Genomic DNA, 26,780 nt, shown 5'->3' on the forward strand with positions numbered 1-26,780 from the left:
GAGTGCGGGGGTTGTGTCTTGGCTGCCGGCTCGTTGTGGCTGGTCGCGCAGTTCCCCGCGCCCCTAAAAACCCAAAGACAGGGGGCCGGAGCTCTGTGCGAACTCCGGCCCCCGCCCAGCCTGTTGCTGTTACGGGCGTCCCCGATGCCCCCGCAGATGTTCCGCGATCGGCTTCAGGGTGTTGCTGAGGTCCGACAGGCCCTCGGGGGTGACGAGGTCGATGAAGTGGCGGCGTACGGAGGCGACGTGGTGGGGTGCGACCTTCTGCATCGTCTCCAGGCCGTGGTCGGTCAGCACCGCGTACAGGCCCCGGCGGTCCGACTCGCAGTTCTCGCGGCGGACCAGGTCCGCGTTCTCCATGCGGGTGATCTGGTGCGAGAGGCGGCTCTTGGACTGGAGGGTGGCGGCCGCGAGGTCGCTCATCCGCAGTCGTACGCCCTCCGCCTCGGAGAGGTTCACCAGGATCTCGTAGTCGTTCATCGTCAGGCCGAACGGCTGAAGATCCTTCTCGAGTTGGTACGTCAGCAGCCTGTTGACCTCCAGGTGGGTGCGCCAGGCGCACTGCTCCTCATCGGTCAGCCAGCGCGTGGCCGTCTCGGTCTCCATGAATGAAGTCTACCTAAAATGTTGAAAGGCGAACTAGTGAGGGTGGCGTGACGGCGCGCACATGTTCGACGTCACACTCCGCAGACTACCGCTCACAGCCCGAAGCGACGCTGGAGGTCCCCCAGCTGTCCGGGAAGGCGCGGTGCGCCCGCTTGCTGTGCGGGGCCTGTGGAGGGGGCGCCCCCGCCGGGTACCCCGGGTTCGTTCGGAACGGCCCCCGTGGCCTGCGCGGCCATGAGTGCCTCGGACGACTGGAGCAGCACCGTGCCCGCGCCGACGAACTCGAACTGGTGCTCCTCGCCGGAGGCCCCGCCGATGCCCGTCATCGCACGTAGACCGCCCATCAGGCCGGTCATGTACGCGTGGTCGTAGTGATGGCACGGGGAGGGGCAGTCGGCCCAGCCGACGAGGGCCTGCGGGTCCACCCGGATCGGGGGTTCCATGAACACCACCGGGCCGCTCGACGCGGCCACGATCTTTCCGGTTCCGATGAGTGTCAGGAAGCCGGGAACAATCGACTGCTTGAGAGCGAGACTTGGCTGAAAAGCGAGCAGGTTGCCCGAGCGAATGGTCATGTTGGCGTCTTCGAGGTCGTACGCGTTGACGTCGAAGGCCCGGTCGGCGAGCAGCATCTTGCCCGAGCCGTCCGCCACGACCCAGTCGCTCGCGTGCAGAGGCGAATGGAAGGACGTACGGACAAGTCGGTCGAGTCGCCCGTGCCCGATGCCGTTGAACTCCATCGAGCCGTAGTAGGCGATCATCTTCCCCTTCTGAAGGAACCACTGGCTCCCCTTGAGCTCCACGCAGAAGGTGTACTTGTTCACGTTGTCGTCGACCGGGAGGGTCATCGGGTCGTAGACCGTGGGGCCGGACCCCGCGTACTGGCTCACAGCTTCTCCTCCGACGCCTGGACGTACACCGCGCCGCTGCCGCTCAGCTCCAACTGGAAGGCCTCGCCGGAGCCCCGGCCCACCATGTCGCGCCAACCGAGCGCCGTGGACAGCTTGTTGCGTACGTCGCCGTGGTGGGCGACGTAGGCCTGCGGGTCGACGTGGACGGGACGGCCGGGGGTGATCGGGACCTCGAAGACGCCGCCGTGGGCCATCACGGCGACCGAGCCCTGTCCCTGGAGGGTGGTCGTGAACAGGCCCTGGCCGGTGACCTGGCCCCGGACCATGCCCATGACGCCGCCCTGCGAGCCCATGAACATCGTGCCCTGCCGGAGGGTGCCCTCGAAGGCGAGGAGGCGGTCGGCCTCCACGTAGAGGGTGTCGCCGGTGAGGTTGATGATCTGGATGTGGTGGCCGCCGTGACCGAACATCACGGTGCCGCTGCCCTCGACGGTCATCAGGGGGGTCGCCTCGTTCGCCACCCGGCGCCCGAGCATCGACATGACGCCGCCCTGGCCGCCCTGGATGTTGGGCGTGAAGGAGACGTCGCCCTTGTACGCGAGCATCGCGCCGCGCTGACTGAACAGCCGCTGCCCCGGCATGACGGTGGCCTGGATCATCTTCGAGTTGATCTCGGTGAACGCCATGTCACACGTCCCCCGCGATCGTGTTCCGCTCGCTGGGCTGGACGTAGACGAGCCCGTCCCCCTCGAAGCGGATCTGGAAGGCCTCGCCGCCGCCCTCCCCGAAGAGGGTGCGGAACGTCACACCCGACTGGAAGGACTGCTGGAGATTTCCCTGGTGCGCGATGTACGCGCCGGGGTCGACGGTCAGCGGGTACTGCCGGCTGACCCGGAGCACGACAGCCGGACCGTCCGACATGATCGCCGCCTGGCCGTGGCCCTCGACGGTCGTCGTGAACAGTCCGTTGCCCTGCGAGGCGCCGCGCAGGCCGGTGAAGGTCGTCCCGGTGCGCAGCCCCGCGTCGGTCACGAGCAGATTGCTCGACTCCACGTACAGCTTGTCCCCCTGGAGATTCACGAGGTTGATCTCGGAGGCCCGGTCCGCGAACCAGCAGGTCCCCTGCCCCCTCACCTCCATCACCGTCATCTGCTCACCGGTGAGCCGCCGGGTCACCATCCCCCGGATGCCCTCACCGCCGCCGCTCATCTTCTTGAAGGCCATCTGCCCGTCGTACGCGACCATCGAGCCGTTCTTCGCCTTCACGGCGTCCCCGGTCATGTCGACGGCGAGCACCTTGCTGCCCTGGAGTCGAAACATCGCCACGGTGCGAAGGTAACCGCACGGGCCCGGTCGAGGACAGGGCCCGTGGGTGGAGAACGACCCTGACCTGCCCCCTAGGGCAGACGTGCGGGAGAGCTACGGGAGTTCTACGGGAGAGCTACGGCTGGTCGCGGGACGGGCCCAGCCGGATGACCGCGGTCCCCGCGCTCAGGTCGACGGTGGACCAGGGCGGCGCCCCGTCCTCCTCGTCGTCCCGCATGACCAGCGCGCTCTGGCGTTCCTTCAGTTCGGTCTGTTTGCCCGGTGAGAGGCTCGCGTGCAGCTGCTCGAAGCCGGTCGCGGATATCTGGCCCTGCCGCCCGGCGTTCCGCCAGGGGAGCATTCCGGCGCGGCCCATCTTCAGGAGCAGCTGGTCGAGGAAGGCGAGCGCGGTCAGGAGGACCACCAGTCCGGGCAGCGTCATGAAGAAAACGAACTGCACGTGCACTCCCGGGGGCTCGGCTGCGGACCCCCAGTCTCGGCTCGCTCAGCCGTTTGCCACAATGGGTGAACGTTTGTGCTCGCGTTCACAAACTGTGGACGTCTCCCTCACCGAAGGTGACCTGTGGACATCAAGACCGCCACCGCCATCCGCCGCCTCCGCCTGGTGTCGGCTCCCGAGGCCGTGTCCTTCCTCCTCCTGCTCGTCTGCTCGGTGCTGAAGCGGACCACGGACTTCAACGCGGTGCCCGTCATGGGCATGGTCCACGGTGTCCTCTTCATCCTCTACGTCCTCTTCTGGGCCGACGCCTGGAACCGCACCAAGTGGGGCGCCAAGACGGCGGCCTTCTACTTCGTCCTCTCCGTGCTGCCCACCGGCGGCTTCTTCGCCGAGCGCAAGCTCAAGCGCGAGGCCGAGAACGCGGTCATCGCCTCCCGCGCCCGCAACGAGGGGATCGTGAACGCATGATCGTCGCCTTCTCCGTGACGCCGCTCGGTGTCGGCGAGGACGTGGGGGAGTACGTCGCCGACGCCGTCCGCGTGGTCCGCGAGTCCGGCCTGCCCAACCGCACCGACGCGATGTTCACCAGCATCGAGGGCGAGTGGGACGAGGTGATGGACGTGGTCAAGCGCGCGGTCGCCGCCGTGGAGGCACGCGCCCCGCGCGTCTCCGTCGTCCTCAAGGCGGACATCCGCCCCGGCGTGACGGACGGTCTCACCTCCAAGGTGGACACGGTCGAGCGGCACCTGGCGGAGTAGGGCGAGCCTCGTCCTGCGGGGGCGGGTCAGGCGAGCCAGGGTTCGAGGCCCCGCCCGGCCGCCCCCAGCACCTCACCTGGCGTCAGCTCATCGGCTCGTTCCACCACGACCGGCCCCCACCCGTGCCGCCGCACCGCGCCGAGCGTCACCGCACGCTCCCGCCGCAGGTACGTCACCGCCGACGCGAGGTCCGACACGGGCGGGCTCACCTCGTACGCGGCGAGCTTGCCGACGTACCAGCCGAGCCACTCCGGCCCCTCCCGCTCCCCGGCCCGGGAGAGCGCGGCCCCGGCGTCCCCGTCGAGGAAGACCACGACCGGGCGGACCGGCGCCAGCACATCCGCGAGGTCGGCCATGAACGCGTCGATCGCCTCCTCGCCGTGCCCCATCGCCAGCAACGTCGGCACGAACGGCACCAGCGCGTCCGCGACCACCACATCGTCGCCGCGTGCCAGCACCGACTCGACGAAGCGTGCGGTCGCCGCGAGCAAGGTCTCCAGGCCGACCGCTCCCGTCGCCCCGAACTCCTCGGCCACGGCGGCGAATTGAGGACGGCTCAGGATCTCCTCCTCGCGGAAGTGATCCACCCGCAACCCCGCACCGGCGAGCGACCGGGACAGCCCGGCGCACAGCGTCGACTTGCCGACCCCGGGAGCCGCGCCCCACACCGACACGAGCACCGTCACCGCCAACTCCCCACTCCAGCCCCGCAGTCGGTCACCGCACCCGCTCCAACGCCCCACTCAACCGCGACACCACCGCCAGGTCCGGCACCCGGCCCAGCCACACGACGACCTGCCCGCTCGCGAACTCCCGTTGTTCGGCGGTCACTTCCGGGTCGATGGCGCACTCGGCCTGTACCTGGATGTAGTTGAGCGTGGTGGCGAAGAGCATCGAGAACGACTGCGGACCCTGTACGACAGCACGCCCCCCGGCACTCCGGTACGCCCGCGCCACCCGCACGCCGGCCTCCACGTTCCCCTCGTTCCAGCCCGACCACACGAACAGGGCGCGCGCCAACTCCCGTTCCGCGGAAGCGGATCCGGCGTTGTCCCAGTCGAGGAGGACGGGACCGTCCGGGCCGGCCAGGACGTTCTGGGGTTGCAGATCGAGGTGGGACGTCACCAGGTCGCCGGGGTCGGACGGGGTCACCCAGTGCGCCAACTCCCGTGCGGAGGTGGCGATGAACCGGCCCAGCGCCTCCGCCCACGGCAACCCCGCCCGCCGCACCTTCAAGTGCAGTTCCTCCCATTCGGCGTCCTGCGGGCACCGCTCGTACCAGGAGCCCGGCATCCGGCTCTCGCCCTCTCCCGCCCTGTGCAGCAGCGCCATGGTCCGCCCGAACCAGTCCAGGACGTCCGGGTCGGACACGTCCGCGGGGGCGCCGTCGATCCAGTCGTACAGCTTGATGTGCGAGCCGGCGGAAGAACGGGAAGCCGAGCCGGAGCCGGAGTCGGAGCCGGGGTCCAGGTGGGAGACGTGCGCCCCCTCCCGATTGGGCATCAGCCGCGGCGACGCGATGCCCAGCCTCTCCGACGCCTCCCGTAACGCGGCCTCCCGGCGGACCTGGTTCTCGTCGCAGCCGAAGAGGAGTTCCTTGACGGCCCACGAGGAACCGTTGCCGGACAGCTTCCAGATCTGGCCCAGCGCGCCCCGGGTGACGGGTGTCAACGTCCACGGTCCGGCGCCGAGCGCGTAGGTCTCGGCGATGAGATCGGCGGTGTCGTGCATGTGGATGCCTCCCGGGACGCTGCTGAGGATCATGACCGGTGCATTCTCTCCGAGCCGCCCCCGCACGCCGTCCCACCGCCCGAGGAACCTCGTTCCGCCGCCGGAGACACCCCACTCCACTACCGGAAGCACCTGCTCCTTCGCCGGAGACCTCCTGCCCTACCGCCGGAGGCACTCCGTTCCGCCGCCGGAAACACCTCGCTCCGCCGCCGGAGAGGCATCCCGTTCGGCCGCCGGAAGCGTCCCGCTCCACTCCGGAAGTCTCCGCTCCGCCGCCAGAGACCCCCCGCTCCGCCGCCGGAGGCACCCGTTCCGCCGCCGGGGGCAACTCCCCACCCACCTGGACGCACCCAGTTCGACATGCCCCACTATGTCCACTTGTGTGTGGGTATCGGCCCGGTCGATCTTCGGAACCCAACGGTTGGTTCCTCGGTCCCCGGGCGTCGATCACTCCTCAATCATTGGAGGGCGCTGTGCGGCCGGAGGGCTACGACTACGACACCTACAGCCGACTGGCCGGACCGCTCACCGAGCCGTCCGGTGCGTCGTACCAGGTGCAGTACACCTCGCTCCTCTCGCGCGAGCCCCACCGAATACGCGCTGTCCTCCTGATGAGCCTCGCCCCGGTGCTCACCGCCGCCCTGCTCGTCTATCTCGTCTGGCCCTCCCACTGGGTCGAGCGCGAGGGCGGTCAGGAGTGGATGGTCGGGCTCGACATCGCGATGCTGATAGCCATCGGGCTCATCGAGCTGTTCATGGTCGTCAACGTCGCCTCCGTCGCCCACGCCACGCTGGTCGCCCGCGACCCGATCCCCGTCGTCCCCGCCGCCGGCACCCGCGTCGCCTTCCTCACGACGTACGTCCCGGGCAAGGAACCCCTCTCCATGGTCCGCGCGACTCTCGAAGGCGCGGTCGAGGTGACCCACACCGGGCCGGTCGACGTGTGGCTCCTCGACGAAGGTGACGACGAGCAAGCCAAGGCCTTGTGCGCCGAGTTGGGCGTACGGCACTTCACGCGCCACGGAGTTCCCGAGTGGAACCGCCCCAAGGGTGTCCACAAGGCCCGTACGAAGCACGGCAATTACAACGCCTGGATCGCGATGCACGGCGGCGACTACGAGTTCTTCGCCTCCGTCGACACCGACCACGTGCCGCTCCCCAACTTCCTTGAGCGGATGATGGGTTACTTCCGCGACCCGGACGTCGCCTTCGTCGTGGGACCGCAGGTGTACGGGAACTACCACAACCCCGTCACCAAGGCCGCCGAGTCGCAGCAGTTCCTCTTCCACGCGCTGATCCAGCGCGCCGGCAACCGCTACCGCGCCCCCATGTTCGTCGGCACCAACAACGTCGTACGGATCGCCGCCCTCAAGCAGATCGGCGGCCTCTACGACTCCATCACCGAGGACATGGCCACCGGCTTCGAACTCCACCGGCACCGCAACCCGTTGACCCGCACGCACTGGCGGTCCGTCTACACGCCCGACGTGCTCGCGGTGGGGGAGGGCCCGGCCTCCTGGACCGACTTCTTCACCCAGCAGATGCGGTGGTCGCGCGGCACGTACGAGACGCTGATCAAGCAGTACTGGAAGGCGCCGTTCACGATGCCTCCGGGGCGGTTGTTCTCGTACACGATGATGCTCGTGTACTACCCGATGACGGCCGTCAACTGGCTGCTGGGCATCCTGAGTTGCTTCCTGTTCCTGTGGTTCGGGGCCTCCGGCACCCAGGTCGCCGCGTCCGTGTGGCTGATGCTCTACAGCGATGCCGCGGCGCTCCAGATCGGGCTGTACCTCTGGAACCGGCGGCACAACGTCTCCCCGCACGAGCCGGAAGGGTCCGGCGGGCTCGCGGGCATGGCGATGTCGGCGCTCTCCGCGCCCATCTACCTCAAGTCCTTCGGCGAGGCGCTCATCCGCCGGCCCAGCCGGTTCGTCGTCACCCCCAAGGGCGGCGACGCCAGCCCGGACCGGGTGATGACCTTCCGCATCCATCTCTTCTGGGCGATCCTCCTGGCGACCTCGCTGGCCGCCTCGGTGATCCTCGACCACACCCACGCGGCCATGCGCACCTGGGCGGTCCTCGCGATGCTCATCTCCCTTGCGCCGCTGGGGGTTTGGGTCGGGTCGCTGCTCAAGGAGCGCCGGGAACGCCGGTCGTTGCTCGGCGGCGCGCGCACCCTCGACACCGCCGAGCCCGCGCTCGCCACCACCGGGGCCGGTCCGTCCGTCTCCAGCACCACGACAGGGGGCAACTAGACCATGGCCTTCCAGCCGTCCCAGAGAACCAGGAAGACCGTCCTCGGCATCGGCGGCATCGCCGTCCTGGCCGGTCTCAACGCCCCGGCCGCCCTGGACTTCGCCGGCGAGCAGTACCACGAGTACAAGATCACGAGGCCCGGCTACATGGCCAAGTACGGCTCCTGGGACCAGATCGACATCCCGAAGGAGTACCGCACCAACGCCATCCACGCCTCGCTTTTGCACACCGGCAAGGTGCTGATCGTCGCGGGCTCCGGCAACGAGCAGAAGAAGTTCAACGCCGGGTCCTTCGACACCGTCCTGTGGGACCCGAAGGCCAACACCTTCAAGAAGATCCCGACCCCGGTCGACTTCTTCTGCGGCGGACACAGCCAACTCCCCAGCGGCAACCTGCTGGTGGCCGGTGGCACCGCCCGCTACGAGCGCCTCGACGGCGAGGTCAAGCGGGCCGGCGGCGGTATGCGGGTCAAGAACGAGAACCCCAACAAGCCGATGTTCCTCAAGAAGGGCACCGTCTTCCGCTCACCGGCAGGCGTCGACTACGTCACCAGGTTCGACGTCACCGTCCCCAAGGCCAAGCGCGAGTTCAAGGTGACGTACAACGCCCGCGGTGTGATGCAGCCCTGGCAGACCAAGGTCACGGCCAGCGAGGTCCGCGTCTTCGTCGAGGCCACCGAGGCGGGCCCGATGTCGGTCACCGAGAACCAGGCCCAGTACGACGTCGTCGGCCTCAAGGGCATCGACGCGAACAACACGTACGGCCTCTCCGAGAAGATCACCCTCGACAAGCAGGACTACCAAGGCATCCGCGCCGCCTACGAGTTCGACCCGAAGGCCGAGCGGTACATCTCCGTCGACCCGATGGACAAGGCCCGTTGGTACCCGACCCTCGTCGGCCTCGACGACGGCCGCGTCCTCGCCGTCTCCGGCCTCGACGACGTCGGTGTGATCGACCAGGGCGACAACGAGATCTACGACCCGAAGACCAAGAAGTGGACCCCGGGCCCCAAGCGGTACTTCCCCACCTACCCGGCCCTCTTCCTCACCAAGGGCGGCAAGCTCTTCTACCCGGCCTCCAACGCCGGTTACGGACCCGCCGACAAGGGCCGCGAGGCCGGGCTCTGGGACCTGAAGACCAACAAGTTCACCAAGGTGGCGGGCCTCAGCGACCCCGACGAGACCGAGACCTCGTCCTCGCTCCTGCTGCCGCCCGCGCAGGACCAGAAGGTGATGATCCTCGGCGGCGGAGGCGTCGGCGAGTCCAAGAAGTCGACCTCGCGCACCGCGGTCGTCGACCTCAAGCAGGACAACCCCGTCTTCAAGGACGGCCCCAACCTCCCCCAGGGCACCCGGTACTTGAACAGCGTGATCATGCCGGACGACTCGGTCTTCACCACCAACGGCTCCTCGGACTACCGCGGCCGCAGCGCCAGCAACATCTTCAAGGCGCAGTTCTACGACCCGAAGGGCAACGCCTTCCGCGAGGCCGCCGCCCCCATGGTCGGCCGCAACTACCACTCCGAGGCACTGCTGTTGCCCGACGGCAGAGTCGTCACCTTCGGCTCCGACCCGCTCTTCGACGACCAGGCCAACACCAAACTGGGCCACTTCGAGCAGCGCATGGAGATCTTCACCCCGCCCGCGCTGCACAAGAACGGCACCAACAGGCCCGTACTCCAGGACGGTCCGGAGACCCTGGACCGCCACCACCGCGCGACCTTCCGCACCGACCACCCCGACCGTGTCGTCAAGGCCCGTCTGATGCGGCCGAGTTCGGTCACGCACACGACGGACGTCGAGCAGCGCTCCATCGAACTGGGCCTGGTCAAGGACGGCAAGTCGGTGACGGTGGACGTACCGAACGACCGGGCACTGGTGCCGCCCGGCTGGTACATGCTCTTCGTGACGGACGCGCAGGGCACGCCGTCGGAGGCGAAGTGGATCCAGGTGCGGTGAAGTTGGTGAACTGCCGGTCTAACTGCCGGTCTACGCCTTGGAGTTGCGCGCCAGCTCCAGGGCGTACTCCGGCCACCACTGTCCCGCGTCCGGACCGCCCTCACAGGTCCCGTCCGAGGCGCCCGGCCGCTTGATCCACAGATAGGCGTCCAGGGCCTGCTCGCCGGTGTCGGTGGTGGGCCGGGTGCCCAGGCCCCGGCCCGGCGGGTTGCACCAGGCGCCGGGCAGCGGCCCGTTGCCGTTGCGGCTGGTGTCGACGACGAAGTGCTTGCCGCCGAGGTCCCGCGACAACTGGACGCCGTACTTCTTCGTCACCGCGTCCGTCTGGAAGTTCGACACGTTGAGGGAGAACCCGTCGGCCTCCTCGACCCCGGCCCGCTTCAACGGCTCCACGAGCTTCGAAGAGTCCTGAATCCAGGACGGGTTGCCCGCGTCGAGATACACCTTCGTCCCCGACTGCTGCTTCAGCCGGACGACCGCCTCGCTCAGCAACTGCTCCCGCTCGCCCTGGTATTCGCCGGGCGTGCAGCCGTCCACCATGTGCGCGACGGCGTCGGGCTCCAGCACGACCAGCGCCTCGGAGTTCCCCAGCGCCTCGGCGAACTTCCCGATCCACGCCCGGTACGCGTCCGCGTCCACCGCCCCGCCGGCCGAGTGCTGACCGCAGTCCCGGTGCGGAATGTCGTACGCCACGAAGACCGCCGTACGACCCTCCTGGCCCGCGGCCGCCGTCGCCGCCCTGATCACCGGGGCGGGGTCGATCTCACCGGCCGGCCACAGCGCGGTCGGCTCGTCGGCGATCCGCTTGAGCAGGGCGGCGTCCTGCGTGCGCCCCTCCCGCTCCCACATCTGGATCTGCTCGGCCGCAGGGCTCGCCGGGTCGACCCAGAAGGTCATGTCGGCCGGGCCCTTGGACCGGGCACCGGCGACGGAGGCCTCGTCGACGTCGGACGCGGACGAACAGCCCACCGCGAGCCCGAGGACCGTGAGCGCCGCGAACGTACGGATCAGCCGGGACATGCTGCTCCCTTGCGCGAGGGGGATATTCAGTGACAATCAGTCAGTAATCCTGGCACAAGGCGCACGACCTGCTCCGATACGACACCGGGCACACGGGTACGGCCTCGCGGGACCGGAAGCGGGCACACCGGCAGGGTTCCGGGACCGATGGGCGAGACGGGGCTGACCACGATGTGACCGGCCGGTAAGGTCTGGTGCCGTGTCAAAGCCGCTCAGTCTTCCTTTCGACCCCATCGCCCGCGCCGACGAACACTGGAAACAGCGCTGGGGAAACGTGCCGTCCATGGCCGCCATCACCTCGATCATGCGGGCGCAGCAGATCCTGCTCGCCGAGGTCGACGCGGTCGTCAGGCCGTACGGACTGACCTTCGCGCGCTACGAGGCACTGGTCCTGCTCACCTTCTCCAAGGCGGGCGAGCTGCCGATGTCCAAGATCGGCGAGCGGCTCATGGTGCACCCCACGTCGGTGACGAACACCGTGGACCGGCTGGTCAGGTCCGGACTCGTCGCCAAGCGCCCGAACCCCAACGACGGCCGCGGCACCCTCGCCTCCATCACCGACAAGGGCCGCGAGGTCTGCGACGCGGCCACGCGCGACCTCATGGAGATGGACTTCGGTCTCGGCGCCTACGACGCCGAGGAGTGCGGGGAGATCTTCGCGATGCTGCGGCCGCTGCGGGTCGCCGCCGAGGACTTCGACGAGGAGTGACCCGGGCCGCCGACCCGGGGAAAGATCGCCCGGAACGGGTGGTTACGCTCGTCCTCATGAAAAAGAGCGTGTTCACCCGCTACCGCGTCTTGGCGTACACCACGGGTGTGCTGCTGGTCCTGCTCTGCCTGAGCATGATCGCCAAGTACCTCCTGAAGATCGACGGCGCCGGGAGTTTCACCGAGGTCGTCGCCATCGCGCACGGCTGGCTGTACGTCGTCTACCTGCTCTTCGCCTTCGACCTGGGCTCCAAGGCCAAGTGGCCGGTCGGCAAGCAGCTGTGGGTGCTCCTCGCGGGCACGATCCCGACGGCCGCGTTCTTCGTCGAGCGGAAGATCAGCCGCGAGCTGGAGGGCCACTTCGCCGAGCCGGCTCCGGTCGCCGCGAAGGTGTAGGTTCCACCGCTTTCACCGCCGTACGGGTCGCGTGCGGCGGTTGCCCATCGACATTTACTAGGACGTCCTAGTAAATTCGAAGGTATGGACGCTGACGCCATCGCAGAGGGCCGCCGACGCTGGCAGGCCCGGTTCGACGCCGCACGCACGCGTGAGGCCGATTTCACCACGCTCTCCGGGGATGCCGTGGAGCCGGTGTACGGGCCTCGCCCCGGGGACAGGTACGACGGCTTCGAGCGGATCGGGTGGCCGGGGGAGTACCCCTACACGCGCGGGCTGTACGCGACGGGCTACCGGGGGCGGACGTGGACCATCCGGCAGTTCGCCGGGTTCGGGAACGCCGAGCAGACCAACGAGCGGTACAAGAAGATCCTGGCCAACGGCGGCGGAGGCCTCTCCGTGGCCTTCGACATGCCGACCCTCATGGGACGGGACTCCGACGACCCGCGCTCGCTCGGCGAGGTCGGGCACTGCGGGGTCGCCATCGACTCCGCCGCCGACATGGAGGTCCTCTTCAAGGACATCCCGTTGAGCGACGTGACGACCTCCATGACCATCAGCGGCCCGGCCGTCCCGGTCTTCTGCATGTACCTGGTGGCGGCCGAGCGGCAGGGAATCGACCCCTCCGTCCTCAACGGCACGCTCCAGACGGACATCTTCAAGGAGTACATCGCCCAGAAGGAGTGGCTCTTCGAGCCCGAGCCGCACCTGCGTCTCATCGGCGACCTCATGGAGTACTGCGCGAGGGGCATCCCCGCCTACAAGCCGCTGTCCGTCTCCGGCTACCACATCCGCGAGGCCGGTTCCACGGCCGCGCAGGAGCTGGCGTACACCCTCGCGGACGGCTTCGGGTACGTCGAACTCGGCCTGTCCCGGGGCCTGGACGTGGACGTCTTCGCGCCTGGCCTGTCCTTCTTCTTCGACGCGCACGTCGACTTCTTCGAGGAGATCGCCAAGTTCCGCGCGGCGCGCCGCATCTGGGCCCGCTGGATCCGGGACGTCTATGGCGCGCGGTCGGAGAAGGCGCAGTGGCTGCGCTTCCACACCCAGACCGCCGGCGTCTCGCTGACCGCGCAGCAGCCGTACAACAACGTGGTCCGCACGGCAGTCGAGGCGCTCGCGGCCGTCCTCGGCGGGACCAACTCGCTGCACACCAACGCCCTGGACGAGACCCTCGCGCTGCCGAGCGAGCAGGCGGCGGAGATCGCGCTGCGGACGCAGCAGGTGCTGATGGAGGAGACCGGGGTCGCCAACGTGGCGGATCCGCTGGGCGGTTCGTGGTACGTCGAGCAGCTCACCGACCGGATCGAGGCGGACGCCGAGAAGATCTTCGAGCAGATCCGGGAGCGGGGGCTGCGGGCCCACCCGGACGGGCAGCACCCGATCGGGCCGATCACCTCCGGCATCCTGCGCGGCATCGAGGACGGCTGGTTCACCGGCGAGATCGCCGAGGCCGCGTTCCAGTACCAGCGGTCCGTGGAGAAGGGCGACAAGCGGGTCGTGGGCGTGAACGTGCACCACGGGTCCGTCACCGGCGACCTGGAGATCCTGCGGGTCAGCCACGAGGTGGAGCGGGACCAGATCCGGGAGCTGGGCGCGCGCAAGGGCGTACGGGACGAGGCGGCCGTGGCGGCGGCCCTGGACGCGATGCTCGCGGCCGTGCGGGACGGGTCGAACATGATCGGACCGATGCTGGACGCGGCGCGGGCCGAGGCGACGCTGGGGGAGATCTGCGGGGTGCTGCGGGACGAGTGGGGGGTCTACACCGAGCCTGCGGGGTTCTGAAGCGGAGGAGCCTGAGGTGGAGGGGGCTGGGCGTCGCTGATCGACGTCAGGCCCAGGAGCAGGACCTGGGTGAAGCTGTGGACCCAGCGTTCGTCGGCCGGTTCCGCGCTCACCAGGGTGCGGTGGACGACCGCGCCCGCCACCACGTCGAAGATGAGGTCGGCCGTGCGGGCGGCTTCCTCCGGGTCGGTCTCCGGGGGGAGTTCGCCGCGTGCCTGGGCCCGTGCCCTGCCCTCCAGGACCAGGCACTTCTGGCGGTCGACGATCGACTCCCGGATGCGGTCGCGCAGGGCGTCGTCGTGGATGGACTCGGCGACCACCGCCATCAGTCCGCTCTTGGCCTCCGGGCGGGCCAGGATCGCCGCGAACTGGAGGACGACGCCCTCGATGTCGGCGGCCAGGGTGCCCCGGTCGGGGAGGTGGAGTTCGTCGAAGAGCTCGGCGACCGCGTCGACGACGAGTTCGTTCTTGCCGGCCCAGCGGCGGTAGAGGGTCGTTTTCGCAACCCCCGCGCGCGTGGCGACGTCTCCCAGCGTGAGCCTGGACCAGCCGAGTTCGACCAGCGCCTCCCGGGTGGCCGCCAGGATCGCGGTGTCCGCGGTGGTGCTGCGGGGGCGTCCCGCGGCGCGTGGGGCGGGAGTGCTGCTCTGCATCCCCCGACCATAACCGGCGGTTCCTGTGGTGCAGTGAGGGAGATCACCGGGTATCTGTATCCGGGAAGGGGCCTGTGCTATTACGCTACGGGTCGTAGCGTAACCACTGGGCGCGGGGTGGGGACCCGGCGCCGAACACGTCCCAACAGGCTTGCGGCAGACCGGCTTTCACAACGCTTTTCATTCACACGGGTGGACGGGGGAGGATAGACGCATGCAGCCACGGAACATGTCCATGAGCGGAGTCGTCGACCTCGCCGCGGTGAAGGCGGCCCAGGAGGCCAAGGTCAAGGCGGAGCAGGCGCGCGCCGAGACCGCCAGGCAGGGCGGCGGCGGGGCCGTCTCCCCGGCCGATCTGGTGATCGACGTAGATGAGGCGGGCTTCGAGAGCGAGGTTCTCCAGCGGTCCACCGAGGTCCCGGTCGTCATCGACTTCTGGGCCGAGTGGTGCGAGCCGTGCAAGCAGCTGAGCCCGATCCTGGAGCGGCTCGCGCTCGATTACAACGGGCGCTTCGTCCTTGCCAAGATCGACGTCGACGCCAATCAGATGCTGATGCAGCAGTTCGGGGTGCAGGGCATCCCGGCCGTCTTCGCGGTGGTCGCCGGCCAGGCGCTCCCGCTCTTCCAGGGGGCCGCGGGCGAGCAGCAGATCCGGCAGACCCTCGACCAGTTGATCCAGGTCGCCGAGCAGCGCTTCGGTCTCACCGGGCTGGCCGTCGACCCCGACGCCGAGCCGGACGACCGGCCCGAGGTGGTCGCCGAGGTGCCGGCGGGACCGTACGACGCGCTGCTCGAAGCCGCCGTGCAGGCCCTGGACGCGGGGGACTTCGGCGGGGCCGTGCAGGCCTACAAGAACGTGCTGAGCGACGACCCGGGCAACTCCGAGGCCAAACTGGGGCTCGCGCAGGCCGAGTTGCTGCACCGTGTGTCGACGCTCGACCCGCAGCAGGTGCGCACCGAGGCCGCCGAGAAGCCGGGTGACGTGCAGGCGCAGATCGCCGCCGCCGACCTGGATCTGGTGGGCGGTCATGTCGAGGACGCGTTCAGCCGGCTGACCGACACCGTGCGGCGCACGGTGGGTGACGACCGGGATGCCGTACGGCTGCGGCTGCTCGAGTTGTTCGAGGTCGTCGGGGCCGATGACCCCAGGGTGACGGCGGCCCGGCGGGCGCTGGCGCGGGCGCTGTTCTGAGCGGGGTGCGAGGCCGGTTCTGACCAGTCGGTAAACCTCGTGACCTGTGTTGCCGGAGTGAAAGATTTGCCGACGGACTGTCACTGCGGCCGCGCTTTACCAAAACTTGGTAATCGCGGCCGCTGTTACTTGGAGTAAGTCGAAGGCGTTGATCTGTCGGATTCCGCCCAGGTGTCAACTGATTTGTCCTGGCCCACGATGACACCCAGCGTCGTCGACCGATACCGGCGGGTCGTTGTTCGGTTATCCGGCCGTTACTACCCAGTAACGAAGCCCCTTGTGCGGGCGGCGAGAATGCACCACGATCGGCGACGCTCGGTCCAATTCCGTACCCCGACAGCCGGTCGGGCCGACGGAGTCTCCTGGGTCCCCACCGAGTAGAGCCGGAAACAATGGAGCCGGCTCTTGGGCAGGGGGGTCTTCGCCGCACGGCGGAGCCTGTCCAGCAAGGTTGTGCGTGATGTGCGTCAGGCGCGACCAGTGGTTGTCGCTCGGGGGTGATCGCCGGTGATCGGTGCGCGGTTCGCGCCTCCGAGGACGGGCGCTCCCCTTCCCGAGGACGTAGCACTTCTCCCATCCCTGCCCGGCTGAGCCGCCAATAGGGGGCAGTCAGGGCCAGGAGATGTACGTCCGAGAAGGAGGAAATATGGAGTCCCAGGTGCGTGGCGGGACGAGATGGAAGCGCTTCGCTGTGGTCATGGTGCCCAGCGTCGCCGCTACGGCGTGTATAGGTGTCGCCCTCGCGCAGGGTGCTCTCGCCGCGTCATTCAGCGTTTCCGGCCAGTCGTTCAAGGTGACGGCCGACCAGCTCAACGGCACGGGCTTCGCCCAGTACGGAGCCCTGGACTCGGGCTACAACCTGGACGGCAGCAAGTCGCTCCACCCCGTCGCGGTCTCGTCGTTCAAGTCCGCGTCGATCACCAACATGTGCCAGTCGGTGGTCACCCCGAACATCCCGCTGCTCGGCTCCGTCAGCCTCGTGCTGAAGGCGGGCGGCGGCGGTACGCCGGTCGAGGCGTCGAACCTGTACATCGACGTCGAGGACCTCAGCGCAGACGCTGTGTTCCACAACATCGACATCGGTGTGGCGGCCGGCAACACGGGCGCCGACAAGGGCGGCAAGGGTCCGGGCATGAAGGGTGGCAGCGAGGCTGCCAACCCGTACGGCTTCGCCCAGCAGGCCGAGTCGGCCGAGCTGACCAACGTGAAGCAGACGGCGTGGGCCACCACTGCCGGAACCTTCAAGCTCAGCGGGCTGAAGATGTCGGTCTCGGCCGGCACCCACGAGTGCTACTAGGCACTTGACGGCGGGCGGGGGAGCCGGTGGCGCCCCCGCCCGTCCACCTTCCACCAGCGCCTTCACACGAGGCGCAACTCTCCACCACAGCAACGCCGTACCAGGGAGCTGTTTTCCATGAGCGCCGAGACTCCTGCCGCACCCGGCCAGTTCGCCCGCCGGAGGCTGCAGTTTCGTGCCTGGCGTGGCACGAGGCCGTTCTGGGCCGGTCTGTTCGTCATGCTCGGCGGACTCCCGATCGCCTACTTCCCGTACGCACATCTCCAGGTGGGCCATCTGACGCTGGCGATGGCCACCACCGCGGGCGCCGGGTCCCTGATCATCGGCGTACTGCTGGTCGTCCTGGGCTTCAGCCTCTGGTTCCAGAAGCACGTCCGCACCTTCGCGGGTGTCGCGGCGATCCTGCTGGCGCTGGTGTCCATCCCCGTGTCCAACCTCGGCGGCTTCCTGATCGGCTTCCTCCTCGCCATGGTCGGCGGGGCACTGGCCGTGTCGTGGGCGCCGGGCGCACCGCCGGAGCCGCAGGCGGTGCAGGACGTCGCGCAGGGAGAGGGCGGCGCGCCCGCCGAGGCCGCACCGTACGAGGCCGCGCCGCACGACTCCGCGTCGTACTACGCCAAGCCCCAGGAGCCCGCGCCGTACGAGTCCGCCGACGGTGCGAGCGAGCCGAACGATCTGTCAGGAACGAGCCCGGTGAACAACGGGGCGAACGGGAGGCACAGTGCCGGCTGACGAGGTGACCCACGGGACTGATGTGGACGAGTCCCGTGTGAGAACCGGGCCGCGGCACGCGGCACCCAAGAAGCCGCTGTTCACCAGGCTCCACATGCCCGCCGGCAAGGCGATAGCCACGGTGGCGATGCCGACCGCCGTCATCATGGGGATGGGCTTCACGTCCTCCCTCGCCCTCGCCGACAACGGGTCGACGACCTCGCCGTCGTCGAAGAGCCTGACGGCCGACGAGTACAAGGACTGTGTCGCGGCACTCGCCGAGTCGGCGAGCCCGTCGGCGTCGCCGTCCACGAGCGCGAGCGAGTCCGCGGACTCGTCCAAGGACGACGCGACTCCTTCGGCCACGGCCACGGACGGTTCGACGTCGGACTCGGACAAGACCTCTTCGTCGGATTCAGGTTCCGACGACAAGGCCGCCACGCCCACGCCGTCCGCCTCCGCGAGCAAGTCGGCGGATTCGGATGGTTCGTCGAGCAGCACCGCCACCGCGACGCCCTCGGCGTCCGCGAGCAGCGGCGGTCTGCTGGACAGCATCGGCGACGCCATCACCGGGATCCTCACCGGCGGTTCGTCGAGCTCCGACTCCACGGCGAGCGCCACCCCGACGCCGACCGCGTCCGCCTCGGCGAGCGCCACGAAGGACGCGTCCTCGGACGACTCCTCCAGCGTGTCCGACACCGTCAAGGACACGACCAAGAAGGTCACCGACACGGTCGACGACACCGTGAAGGACACGACCGACGCGGCGTCCAAGGCGGCCGAGGACACCACCAAGGCGGTGGAGGACGCGGCTTCGGCCACGGCCACCCCGAGCCCGTCCGCGAGCGAGAGCGCCGACACCTCGGACTGCCCGGTCGCCACGGACGACACCAGCGGCGTCGACAACAAGGTGCTGCTGCCGGACGACCCGTGGTACCTGAACGCCAGCTCGCTGCTGCTCAAGGGCGCCGACTACCAGGGCGTCGTCGAGGTGAAGACCGCCAGCGGCAAGGTCAAGAAGGTCCTGAAGTACGTCATCTCCAGCGGGACCGACATCGGCGACCTGCACCAGACGGTGAACGACAAGCAGTCCGGCAAGACCTACCACGTGCAGGCGGCCGCCGGCTCGACGTCCACCATCCGCGACGGCGACACCGTGATGTACACGGAGTCCATCTCGGGCAACCTGTTCGGTCTGATCCCGATCACGTTCGACCCGGACAACCCGCCGCCGCTGAACATCCCGTTGATCTACTTCACCAACGTGAAGGTGGTCCAGGCCGGCCAGTTCGGCGGCACGCTGACCGTCCCCGGGCTGCACAGCTACCAGACCGACTGAGCGTCCGCACAGGCCCGTTCGGGAGCCGCGCACAAACTGAGGGCGCCCCCTGTCACAGGGGGCGCCCTCAGCGCCGTACAAGAGCTTTCAGGCGTACGTCAGTCGCGCTCGCCGCCGCGGCGGTGGTGCTCGGCGGACTCGTAGGAGCAGAGAGATCGCAGGAGCGGAGAGAGAAGATGATCGCTTTCTCCTTCGTGCCCCGCGACGAGGACCCCTTCTGGTCCCCGGCGCGGCGGCCGGAGAACCCGGACCGGCCGGAGCACCCGGAGCTGACCGGCGCGGACTTCTCCGTGAGCTGTTTCCTGGCGGACGTACGGCTCGTCGTGCACGGCGTGGATCTCGGCCTGCGCACGCCGGGACTGCCCGTCGTCGACTTCGCGCTCATGCTGGAGTACGCGGGAAGAGAGCTGGAGACCCGGAGCGGCATCGCCGTGGAGACGAGCGCGAGCGGCCACGTGTTCTCCCTCAGCCGTGGGCCGGAGACAGTCACCCTCACGACGAACTACGCGCCGGGTGTGGCGCAGCTGACCTGGGCCGAGCTGCGGCAGCTCACCGACCGGGCGAAGGCCGAGGCGTTCCGGCTGATCACCACCGCGCATCCGGAGCTGAGCGCCCACGCCTGGCTGCGGGAGACGGTCGGAGCGCCGGCGGCCGCGTGATCCGACGGTGGACGGACCGAGGGCGCCCCCTGCGACAGGGGGCGCCCTCAGCGCCGTACAAGAGCCTTCAGCGGTACGTCAGTTGCCCTCGCCGCCGCCGAGGTGGTGGACGCGGAGCATGTTCGTCGTGCCGGCCACACCGGGGGGCGAGCCGGCGGTGATGATGACGGTCTCGCCCGGGTTGAAGCGGTTGATCTTGGCGATCTCGCCGTCGACCATGTCGACCATCTCGTCGGTGGTGTTGACGAACGGCACCACGTGCGACTCCACGCCCCAGCTGAGCGCCAGTTGGTTGCGGGTGCCCTCGTCGGTGGTGAAGGCGATGATCGGCTGGGCCGCGCGGTAGCGGGACAGCCGGCGGGCGGTGTCACCGGACTGCGTGAAGGCCACCAGGGCCCGGCCGCCGAGGAAGTCGGCGATCTCGCACGCGGCACGCGCGATCGAACCACCCTGCGTACGCGGCTTCTTGCCCGGCACGAGCGGCTGGAGGCCCTTGCTGAGCAGCTCCTCCTCGGCCGCCTGGACGATCTTCGACATCGTCTGCACGGTCTCGATCGGATAGGCGCCGACCGAGGACTCGGCGGACAGCATGACCGCGTCCGCGCCGTCCAGGATCGCGTTGGCCACGTCGGAGGCCTCGGCGCGCGTGGGGCGGGAGTTGGTGATCATCGACTCCATCATCTGGGTCGCCACGATCACCGGCTTGGCGTTGCGCCGGCACAGCTCCACGAGGCGCTTCTGCACCATCGGGACCTTCTCCAGCGGGTACTCGACGGCGAGGTCGCCGCGGGCCACCATCACCGCGTCGAACGCCGCGACCACGGCCTCCATGTTGGCGACCGCCTGCGGCTTCTCCACCTTGGCGATGACGGGGACCCGGCGGCCCTCCTCGTCCATCACCTTGTGGACGTCGTACACGTCGCCCGCGTCGCGCACGAAGGACAGGGCGACCATGTCGCAGCCCATCCGCAGCGCGAAGCGCAGGTCCTCGACGTCCTTCTCGGACAGCGCGGGCACGTTCACGGCCGCGCCGGGCAGGTTGATGCCCTTGTGGTCCGAGATGACGCCGCCCTCGATGACGATCGTCTTCACGCGCGGGCCCTCGACGCTCAGGACCTTCAGCTCGACGTTGCCGTCGTTGATGAGGACCTGGTCGCCGCGGGAGACGTCACCGGGCAGGCCCTTGTACGTCGTGCCGCAGATGGTCTTGTCGCCCGGGATGTCCTCGGTGGTGATGGTGAACTCGTCACCGCGCACCAGCTCGACGGGACCCTCCGCGAAGGTCTCCAGGCGGATCTTCGGGCCCTGAAGGTCGGCGAGGACGCCGATGGCACGGCCGGTCTCCTTGGCCGCGGCACGGACGCGGTCGTACCGCCCCTGGTGCTCGGCGTGGGTGCCGTGGCTGAAATTGAAACGGGCCACATTCATGCCGGCCTCGATCAGCGAGACCAGTTGTTCGTGGGAGTCGACCGCGGGGCCGAGAGTACAGACGATTTTCGAACGGCGCATGGGACGATCCTATCGGTTTGTTTCGCTACGGAATATTCCGTCTGGCGGAAGATACAAATGGGCGGGCATGCGCTCAGGCGTTGTAATTTCCGACCAGTGCATAGGTCTGTGTGGCGATCTCCAATTCCTCGTCCGTCGGCACCACCGCGACCGCGACCCGCCCGGACGCGGGCGAGATCAGCCGCGGCTCGTCACTCCGTACGGCGTTCAGCGCGCCGTCCACCTCGAGCCCCAGCAGCTCCAGGCCCGCGACGGCGGCTTCCCGCACCGCACTCGCGTTCTCCCCGACCCCCGCGGTGAAGGCGACCGCGTCCACCCGGCCGAGTACCGCGCAGTAGGCACCGATGTACTTCTTCAACCGGTGAATGTAGATGTCGAAGGCGAGTTCCGCCTGTTCGTCGCCCTCGTCGATCCGGCGCCGGATCTCCCGCATGTCGTTGTCCCCGCACAACCCGACCAGACCGCTCTTCTTGTTGAGAAGAGTGTCGATCTCATCGGTGGACATTCCGCCAACGCGCGTCAAATGGAAGATGACGGCCGGATCCAGGTCTCCCGACCGCGTCCCCATCACCAGCCCCTCCAACGGCGTCAGCCCCATGGATGTGTCCACACACCGCCCACCGCGTACGGCCGAGGCGGACGCCCCGTTCCCGAGGTGCAGCACGATCACGTTGACGTCCTCGGGCGCCTTCCCCAGCAGCTTCGCCGTCGCCCGCGACACATACGCGTGCGAGGTCCCGTGGAACCCGTACCGCCGGATCCGGTACGCGTCCGCGGTCGCCACGTCGATCGCGTACCGCGCGGCCGACTCCGGCATCGTCGTGTGGAACGCGGTGTCGAACACGGCGACCTGCGGCAGATCGGGCCGCAACGCCGTCGCGGTACGGATCCCGACGAGGTTCGCCGGATTGTGCAACGGCGCGACGGGGATGAGCCGTTCGATCTCGGCGAGCACGGCATTGTCGATGACGGTCGGCGCGGTGAAGGTCTGCCCGCCGTGCACGACCCGATGCCCGATGGCGGCCAACTCCGGTGAGTCCAGGCCGAGTCGATCGTTCGAAAGCTCTTCCGCCACGGCCTTCAGGGCGGCCTCGTGATCGGGGATCGGGCCGGTGGACTCCCGTACGGCACCCGTCGTGACGCAGGTGTGCTTGAGCCGGGAGGTCTCCTCGCCGATGCGCTCGACGAGTCCCAGGGCCAGCCGCTCGCCGCCGCGCATGTCGAGTAGTTGGTACTTCACCGACGAGGAGCCGGAGTTGAGGACGAGGACACGCGTGCGACTCACTGGGCGGTTGCCTTCTCGATCGGGTGCTGGGCCTGGCTCTTCGGGCTCTGGGCCTGGATCGCCGTGATGGCGACGGTGTTGACGATGTCCGAGACGAGGGCGCCCCGGGACAGGTCGTTGACCGGCTTGCGCAGCCCCTGGAGCACCGGCCCGACCGCGATCGCGCCGGCCGAACGCTGCACGGCCTTGTAGGTGTTGTTGCCGGTGTTCAGGTCGGGGAAGATCAACACGCTTGCCTGGCCCGCGACTTCGGACTCCGGCATCTTGGTGGCGGCGACACTCGGCTCGACGGCGGCGTCGTACTGGATCGGCCCCTCGATCCGCAGGTCGGCCCGCCGCAGCCGGACCAGTTCGGTCGCCTCGCGCACCTTGTCGACGTCGGCGCCCGAGCCGGACGTACCGGTGGAGTACGACAGCATCGCGATCCGCGCCGGGACGCCGAACTGCTCGGCGGTGGCGGCGGATTGGATGGCGATGTCGGCCAACTGCTCGGCGTTCGGGTCGGGGTTGACGGCGCAGTCGCCGTACACCAGCACCTTGTCGGCGAGGCACATGAAGAAGACGGACGAGACGATGTCGGCGTCCGGCTTGGTCTTGATGATCTCGAAGGCGGGCCGGATGGTGGCCGCCGTGGAGTGCACGGCGCCGGAGACCATGCCGTCGGCGAGGCCCTCCTGGACCATCAACGTCCCGAAGTAGTTCACGTCGGCGACGACGTCGTAGGCGAGTTCGACGGTGACGCCCTTGTGGGCGCGGAGTTGGGCGTACTTCTCGGCGAAACGGTCGCGGAGTTCGGAGGTGGCCGGGTCGATCAGCTGGGCCGCGGTGAGGTCGATGCCGAGGTCGGCGGCCTTCTTGCGGAGCTGGTCGAGCGGTCCGAGAAGGGTCAGTTCGCAGACGCCCCGGCGCAGCAGCACCTCCGCGGCGTGCAGGACGCGGGCCTCGGTGCCCTCGGGGAGGACGATCCGGCGCTTGTCGGAGCGGGCCCGCTCCAGGAGCGTGTGCTCGAACATCATCGGGGTGACCCGGTCGCTGCTCGGCGCCGAGACGCGCTTGAGGAGGTCGCCGGTGTCGACGTACCGCTCGAAGAGGCCGAGCGCGGTCTCCGCCTTGCGCGGGGTGGCCGCGTTCAACTTCCCCTCCAGGGAGAAGAGTTCGGCGGCGGTGGGGAAGGAGGTGCCGGGCACGGAGACCACCGGGGTGCCGGGCGCGAGGCGCGCGGCGAGGGTGAGGATGCCGTGGCTGGGCACCTCGTTCAGGGTGAGCAGGACGCCGGCTATCGGCGGGGTGCCGGCGCTGTGCGCGGCGAGGACGCCGATGACGAGGTCGGCGCGGTCGCCGGGGGTGACGACGAGGCAGCCCGGGGTCAGCGCCTTGAGGAAGTTGGGCAGCATCGCCCCGCCGAAGACGAAGTCGAGCGCGTCCCGGGCGAGCCCGGAGTCGTCACCGAGGAGGACCTTGCCGCCGAGGGCGTGGGTGATCTGGGCGACGGTCGGCGCGGAGAGGGCGGGCTCGTCCGGTACGACGTAGCAGGGCACCGGCAGCCGGGTGGCGAGCCGCTGGGCGATCTCGTCCCGGTCCTCGCGGGCGACCCGGTTGGTGACCATGGCGAGGACGTCGCAGCCGAGGCCGTCGTAGGCGCGATAGGCGTTGCGCGTCTCCGCGAGCACGGACTCGGCGGTCTGCTTGCGGCCGCCGACGACGGGGATCACGGAGGCGCCGAACTCGTTCGCGAGGCGGGCGTTGAGGGACAGCTCGTCCGGGAACTGCGTGTCCGCGTAGTCGGTCCCCAGGACGAGGACGACGTCGTAGTCACGGGCGACGAGATGGAACCGGTCGACGAGCGTCGACACCAGCTCGTCCGTCCCCTGCTCGGCCTGGAGGGCGGAGGCCTCGTGGTAGTCCATGCCGTAGACGGTCGCCGGGTCCTGGGACAGCCGGTAGCGCGCACGCAGCAGTTCGAACAGGCGATCGGGGCCGTCGTGGACGAGGGGGCGGAACACCCCCACCCGGTCGACCTGGCGGGTCAGGAGCTCCATGACCCCCAGCTCGACGACCTGACGGCCGTCGCCGCGGTCGATCCCGGTCACGTACACGCTGCGGGTCACAGGGTTGTTCTCCCTCTCCGGTTCGGTGATCTTCGGCGGTGATCTTCCGATGGTTTTTCGGTGGCCGTCGGCGGTCATAAAAATCGCCCACCGAGGTGAGCCAGAACCCTCTTGACAATACCTCCGGGGGTGGTTAAGACGCCCCTCGGTCCGGCGGGAGCGGCGTCGCCCTGAGGGACGTGAAACAATCGGATCCGGCTCACCGGTGTCAACAGCGAGCAGGAGACACAGCACGATGCGTATCGGAGTTCTCACCGCAGGCGGCGACTGCCCCGGCCTGAACGCCGTGATCCGGTCGGTCGTGCACCGAGCGGTCGACAACTACGGCGACGAGGTCATCGGCTTCGAGGACGGCTACGCCGGACTCCTCGACGGCCGCTACCGCACCCTCGACCTGGACGCGGTCAGCGGCATCCTCGCCCGCGGCGGCACGATCCTGGGTTCGTCACGACTGGAGCGGGACCGCCTCCGCGAGGCGTGCGAGAACGCGCTGGACATCGCGCGCGACTTCGGGATCGATGCGCTGATCCCGATCGGCGGGGAGGGCACCCTGACGGCGGCGCGCATGTTGAGCGACGCGGGCCTGCCGGTGGTCGGGGTCCCCAAGACCATCGACAACGACATCTCGTCGACGGACCGCACGTTCGGCTTCGACACGGCGGTCGGGGTCGCGACGGAGGCGATGGACCGCCTGAAGACGACGGCGGAGTCGCACCAGCGGGTGATGGTCGTCGAGGTCATGGGCCGGCACGCGGGCTGGATCGCGCTGGAGTCCGGGATGGCGGCGGGCGCGCACGGCATCTGCCTGCCCGAGCGCCCCTTCGACCCGGCCGACCTGGTCAAGATGGTCGAGGAACGCTTCGCCCGCGGCAAGAAGTTCGCCGTCGTGTGCGTGGCCGAGGGCGCGCACCCCGCCGAGGGTTCCATGGACTACAACAAGGGCGAGATCGACCAGTTCGGCCACGAGCGCTTCCAGGGCATCGGCACGGCGCTGGCCTACGAGTTGGAGCGCCGCCTCGGCAAGGAGGCCAAGCCGGTCATCCTCGGCCACATCCAGCGCGGCGGCGTACCGACCGCGTACGACCGGGTGTTGGCGACGCGCTTCGGCTGGCACGCGGTGGAGGCCGCGCACCAGGGGGAGTTCGGGCGGATGACCGCGCTGCGGGGGACGGACGTGGTGATGGTGCCGTTGGCGGAGGCGGTCACCGAGTTGAAGACGGTGCCGAAGGACCGGATGGACGAGGCGGAGTCGGTTTTCTAGCCGGTTCGCTGAAGGGGGGTTTCTGGCCGCTCCCTTTTTAATACGTACTCCTCTCGACTCCTTATTAGCTCGACTCCTTGTTAGTACGTACTCCTCTCGACCATGGACCAGAAACGGCTGATGATCTGGTCGAGGAAGTCCCGGCCGGCCTCGCCCGCCTCGACGGCCGCATTGCCGCCGCCCCAGCTGAGGGTGGCGACCATCTGTGCCTGGTAGTCCTCGTGCAACTCCTGGAGGGAGTCCTCCAGGAGACGCCGGTCCAGGGGCACCATCTTGCCGATCTGGCGTACGTAGGCCTGCCAGCGGGTGGTCATGGCGCCGCGCAGCAGCTCCGCGAGGCGGGTGTCGCGGCCGGTGACGCTGATGAAGTCCGGCAGCGAGAGGTCGAGGAGATCGGCGAGCGCGGAGGACTGGCGCTCGGTGCCGCGCCACTCGTCGTGCTCCTCCATCCGCAGATACGCGAGGAGTTCGAGCCCGACGGTCCGGGCGACGTCCTCCGGCGCGAGGCCACGGGCGAGGCGATGCTCACGCAGCGTGCGTGGCTTGCCGATGAGTTCGGCCGGGGAGCACCACAACACGCCCGAGAGCGCGGTGAGTTCGGGACCGGAGGGCGCGGTGAGCCCGCGCTCCCAGGCGATGACCAGGTCAGGCGTGACGTAAGGGAGTCCGTACGAGGCGCGCATGCCGTACGCGACATGTTCCGGACCCATGTTGAGAGCGGTACGGAGTCGGTGGGCGGCGGGCGCGTTGAACGGCGGCGTGGGCGGCGTGGACTGACTGGGCTGAGCGGGGGGTCGGCGCACGGGCCACAAGCTAGGGGTGCCTGGGTGCGGTTACTACGGTCTGTTCGGCCAGGATTACGGATTGTAGGAACGTACGGATTCGGTCGGACCGGGGACTGTCTCTTATACACACTTCACGCTGCCCGG

26 protein-coding genes are annotated in these 26,780 nt (G+C 69.0%); 13 read left to right on the top strand and 13 right to left on the bottom strand.

Annotated elements, in window-relative coordinates:
- Positions 1-129 precede the first annotated feature (129 nt).
- The 5 genes from ACNFOC_RS25490 to ACNFOC_RS25510 all read right to left on the bottom strand — a co-directional run bounded on the left by ACNFOC_RS25490 (position 130) and on the right by ACNFOC_RS25510 (position 3,222).
- Entirely contained in the window at positions 130-606 is a 477-nt protein-coding gene (locus ACNFOC_RS25490) for a MarR family winged helix-turn-helix transcriptional regulator (RefSeq protein WP_416961416.1), read from the bottom strand.
- A 92-nt stretch (positions 607-698) separates the two neighbouring features.
- Positions 699-1,496: an AIM24 family protein gene (locus ACNFOC_RS25495; RefSeq protein ID WP_416961417.1), complete on the bottom strand. Its 798-nt coding sequence runs from the start codon at positions 1,494-1,496 to the stop codon at positions 699-701.
- The gene (locus ACNFOC_RS25500; RefSeq protein WP_416961418.1) at positions 1,493-2,143 is read right to left on the bottom strand and encodes an AIM24 family protein; all 651 of its coding nucleotides are present in this window, start codon (positions 2,141-2,143) and stop codon (positions 1,493-1,495) included. The genes ACNFOC_RS25495 and ACNFOC_RS25500 overlap by 4 nt, the downstream gene beginning before the upstream one ends.
- A gap of 1 nt (position 2,144) precedes the next feature.
- Positions 2,145-2,777, bottom strand: coding sequence for an AIM24 family protein (locus tag ACNFOC_RS25505; protein WP_327407071.1), 633 nt, complete (start codon positions 2,775-2,777; stop codon positions 2,145-2,147).
- Positions 2,778-2,898: 121 nt separating this feature from the next.
- Positions 2,899-3,222, bottom strand: a complete 324-nt coding sequence (locus tag ACNFOC_RS25510) for a DUF6191 domain-containing protein (RefSeq protein WP_416961419.1) — start codon at positions 3,220-3,222, stop codon at positions 2,899-2,901.
- A gap of 123 nt (positions 3,223-3,345) precedes the next feature.
- Between ACNFOC_RS25510 and ACNFOC_RS25515 the strand changes: the two genes are divergently transcribed.
- Positions 3,346-3,690 (top strand): DUF3817 domain-containing protein, encoded by a 345-nt coding sequence (locus ACNFOC_RS25515; RefSeq protein WP_416961420.1) that lies wholly within the window; start codon positions 3,346-3,348, stop codon positions 3,688-3,690.
- Entirely contained in the window at positions 3,687-3,980 is a 294-nt protein-coding gene (locus ACNFOC_RS25520) for an MTH1187 family thiamine-binding protein (RefSeq protein ID WP_406122013.1), read from the top strand. The genes ACNFOC_RS25515 and ACNFOC_RS25520 overlap by 4 nt, the downstream gene beginning before the upstream one ends.
- A gap of 26 nt (positions 3,981-4,006) precedes the next feature.
- On the opposite strand, the gene ACNFOC_RS25525 is transcribed toward ACNFOC_RS25520, so the two are convergent.
- Both ACNFOC_RS25525 and ACNFOC_RS25530 read right to left on the bottom strand, forming a co-directional pair.
- Positions 4,007-4,666, bottom strand: coding sequence for a hypothetical protein (locus tag ACNFOC_RS25525; protein ID WP_416961421.1), 660 nt, complete (start codon positions 4,664-4,666; stop codon positions 4,007-4,009).
- Between the two features lie 31 nt (positions 4,667-4,697).
- Positions 4,698-5,711, bottom strand: a complete 1,014-nt coding sequence (locus tag ACNFOC_RS25530) for a phosphotransferase (RefSeq protein ID WP_416961435.1) — start codon at positions 5,709-5,711, stop codon at positions 4,698-4,700.
- A 473-nt stretch (positions 5,712-6,184) separates the two neighbouring features.
- Between ACNFOC_RS25530 and ACNFOC_RS25535 the strand changes: the two genes are divergently transcribed.
- Positions 6,185-7,969: a glycosyltransferase family 2 protein gene (locus ACNFOC_RS25535; RefSeq protein ID WP_416961422.1), complete on the top strand. Its 1,785-nt coding sequence runs from the start codon at positions 6,185-6,187 to the stop codon at positions 7,967-7,969.
- A 3-nt stretch (positions 7,970-7,972) separates the two neighbouring features.
- Complete coding sequence (glxA, locus tag ACNFOC_RS25540) at positions 7,973-9,928, top strand: radical copper oxidase GlxA (RefSeq protein ID WP_416961423.1); 1,956 nt, start codon at positions 7,973-7,975, stop codon at positions 9,926-9,928.
- Between the two features lie 30 nt (positions 9,929-9,958).
- Here glxA and ACNFOC_RS25545 read toward each other — a convergent pair whose 3' ends face one another.
- Positions 9,959-10,948 carry a glycoside hydrolase family 6 protein gene (locus ACNFOC_RS25545; protein WP_416961424.1) on the bottom strand — a complete coding sequence of 330 codons (990 nt, stop codon included), beginning with the start codon at positions 10,946-10,948 and terminating at the stop codon, positions 9,959-9,961.
- A 199-nt stretch (positions 10,949-11,147) separates the two neighbouring features.
- On the opposite strand from ACNFOC_RS25545, the gene ACNFOC_RS25550 reads away from it, so the two are divergent.
- The 3 genes from ACNFOC_RS25550 (at position 11,148) to icmA (ending at position 13,837) form a co-directional block, all read left to right on the top strand.
- The gene (locus ACNFOC_RS25550; RefSeq protein WP_405974060.1) at positions 11,148-11,657 is read left to right on the top strand and encodes a MarR family winged helix-turn-helix transcriptional regulator; all 510 of its coding nucleotides are present in this window, start codon (positions 11,148-11,150) and stop codon (positions 11,655-11,657) included.
- Between the two features lie 56 nt (positions 11,658-11,713).
- Positions 11,714-12,052 carry a DUF3817 domain-containing protein gene (locus ACNFOC_RS25555; protein WP_406122004.1) on the top strand — a complete coding sequence of 113 codons (339 nt, stop codon included), beginning with the start codon at positions 11,714-11,716 and terminating at the stop codon, positions 12,050-12,052.
- A gap of 84 nt (positions 12,053-12,136) precedes the next feature.
- Complete coding sequence (gene icmA / locus ACNFOC_RS25560) at positions 12,137-13,837, top strand: coenzyme B12-dependent isobutyryl-CoA mutase large subunit (RefSeq protein ID WP_416961425.1); 1,701 nt, start codon at positions 12,137-12,139, stop codon at positions 13,835-13,837.
- On the opposite strand, the gene ACNFOC_RS25565 is transcribed toward icmA, so the two are convergent.
- On the bottom strand, positions 13,813-14,490 hold the full coding sequence (locus ACNFOC_RS25565) for a TetR/AcrR family transcriptional regulator (protein ID WP_416961426.1): 678 nt from the start codon (positions 14,488-14,490) through the stop codon (positions 13,813-13,815). The two genes, icmA and ACNFOC_RS25565, sit on opposite strands and share 25 nt — an antisense overlap.
- Before the next feature lie 214 nt (positions 14,491-14,704).
- Here ACNFOC_RS25565 and ACNFOC_RS25570 point away from each other — a divergent pair, with 214 nt between their 5' ends.
- From ACNFOC_RS25570 to ACNFOC_RS25590, 5 genes are all read left to right on the top strand, one after another.
- Positions 14,705-15,682 (top strand): tetratricopeptide repeat protein, encoded by a 978-nt coding sequence (locus ACNFOC_RS25570; protein ID WP_416961427.1) that lies wholly within the window; start codon positions 14,705-14,707, stop codon positions 15,680-15,682.
- 646 nt (positions 15,683-16,328) lie between these two features.
- Entirely contained in the window at positions 16,329-16,979 is a 651-nt protein-coding gene (locus tag ACNFOC_RS25575) for a DUF6230 family protein (RefSeq protein WP_406121997.1), read from the top strand.
- A gap of 117 nt (positions 16,980-17,096) precedes the next feature.
- Positions 17,097-17,711, top strand: coding sequence for a DUF6114 domain-containing protein (locus tag ACNFOC_RS25580; RefSeq protein WP_416961428.1), 615 nt, complete (start codon positions 17,097-17,099; stop codon positions 17,709-17,711).
- Positions 17,701-19,029, top strand: coding sequence for a hypothetical protein (locus ACNFOC_RS25585; RefSeq protein WP_416961429.1), 1,329 nt, complete (start codon positions 17,701-17,703; stop codon positions 19,027-19,029). The genes ACNFOC_RS25580 and ACNFOC_RS25585 overlap by 11 nt, the downstream gene beginning before the upstream one ends.
- A gap of 176 nt (positions 19,030-19,205) precedes the next feature.
- The gene (locus ACNFOC_RS25590; protein WP_416961430.1) at positions 19,206-19,688 is read left to right on the top strand and encodes a hypothetical protein; all 483 of its coding nucleotides are present in this window, start codon (positions 19,206-19,208) and stop codon (positions 19,686-19,688) included.
- Positions 19,689-19,766: 78 nt separating this feature from the next.
- Here the strand turns inward: ACNFOC_RS25590 and pyk are convergent, their stop codons facing one another.
- The 3 genes from pyk to pta all read right to left on the bottom strand — a co-directional run bounded on the left by pyk (position 19,767) and on the right by pta (position 24,590).
- The gene (gene pyk, locus ACNFOC_RS25595) at positions 19,767-21,197 is read right to left on the bottom strand and encodes a pyruvate kinase (protein WP_416961431.1); all 1,431 of its coding nucleotides are present in this window, start codon (positions 21,195-21,197) and stop codon (positions 19,767-19,769) included.
- Between the two features lie 73 nt (positions 21,198-21,270).
- Positions 21,271-22,482: an acetate kinase gene (locus ACNFOC_RS25600; protein ID WP_416961432.1), complete on the bottom strand. Its 1,212-nt coding sequence runs from the start codon at positions 22,480-22,482 to the stop codon at positions 21,271-21,273.
- Positions 22,479-24,590 carry a phosphate acetyltransferase gene (gene pta / locus ACNFOC_RS25605; RefSeq protein WP_416961433.1) on the bottom strand — a complete coding sequence of 704 codons (2,112 nt, stop codon included), beginning with the start codon at positions 24,588-24,590 and terminating at the stop codon, positions 22,479-22,481. Before pta ends, ACNFOC_RS25600 begins: the two co-directional genes overlap by 4 nt.
- A gap of 235 nt (positions 24,591-24,825) precedes the next feature.
- Here pta and ACNFOC_RS25610 point away from each other — a divergent pair, with 235 nt between their 5' ends.
- The gene (locus ACNFOC_RS25610; protein ID WP_033285452.1) at positions 24,826-25,851 is read left to right on the top strand and encodes an ATP-dependent 6-phosphofructokinase; all 1,026 of its coding nucleotides are present in this window, start codon (positions 24,826-24,828) and stop codon (positions 25,849-25,851) included.
- An 80-nt stretch (positions 25,852-25,931) separates the two neighbouring features.
- On the opposite strand, the gene ACNFOC_RS25615 is transcribed toward ACNFOC_RS25610, so the two are convergent.
- Positions 25,932-26,654: an XRE family transcriptional regulator gene (locus ACNFOC_RS25615; protein WP_416961434.1), complete on the bottom strand. Its 723-nt coding sequence runs from the start codon at positions 26,652-26,654 to the stop codon at positions 25,932-25,934.
- Positions 26,655-26,780 lie beyond the last annotated feature (126 nt).

The sequence above is a fragment of the Streptomyces colwelliae genome (assembly GCF_048158785.1).
In the GTDB taxonomy this organism is placed as follows: domain Bacteria; phylum Actinomycetota; class Actinomycetes; order Streptomycetales; family Streptomycetaceae; genus Streptomyces.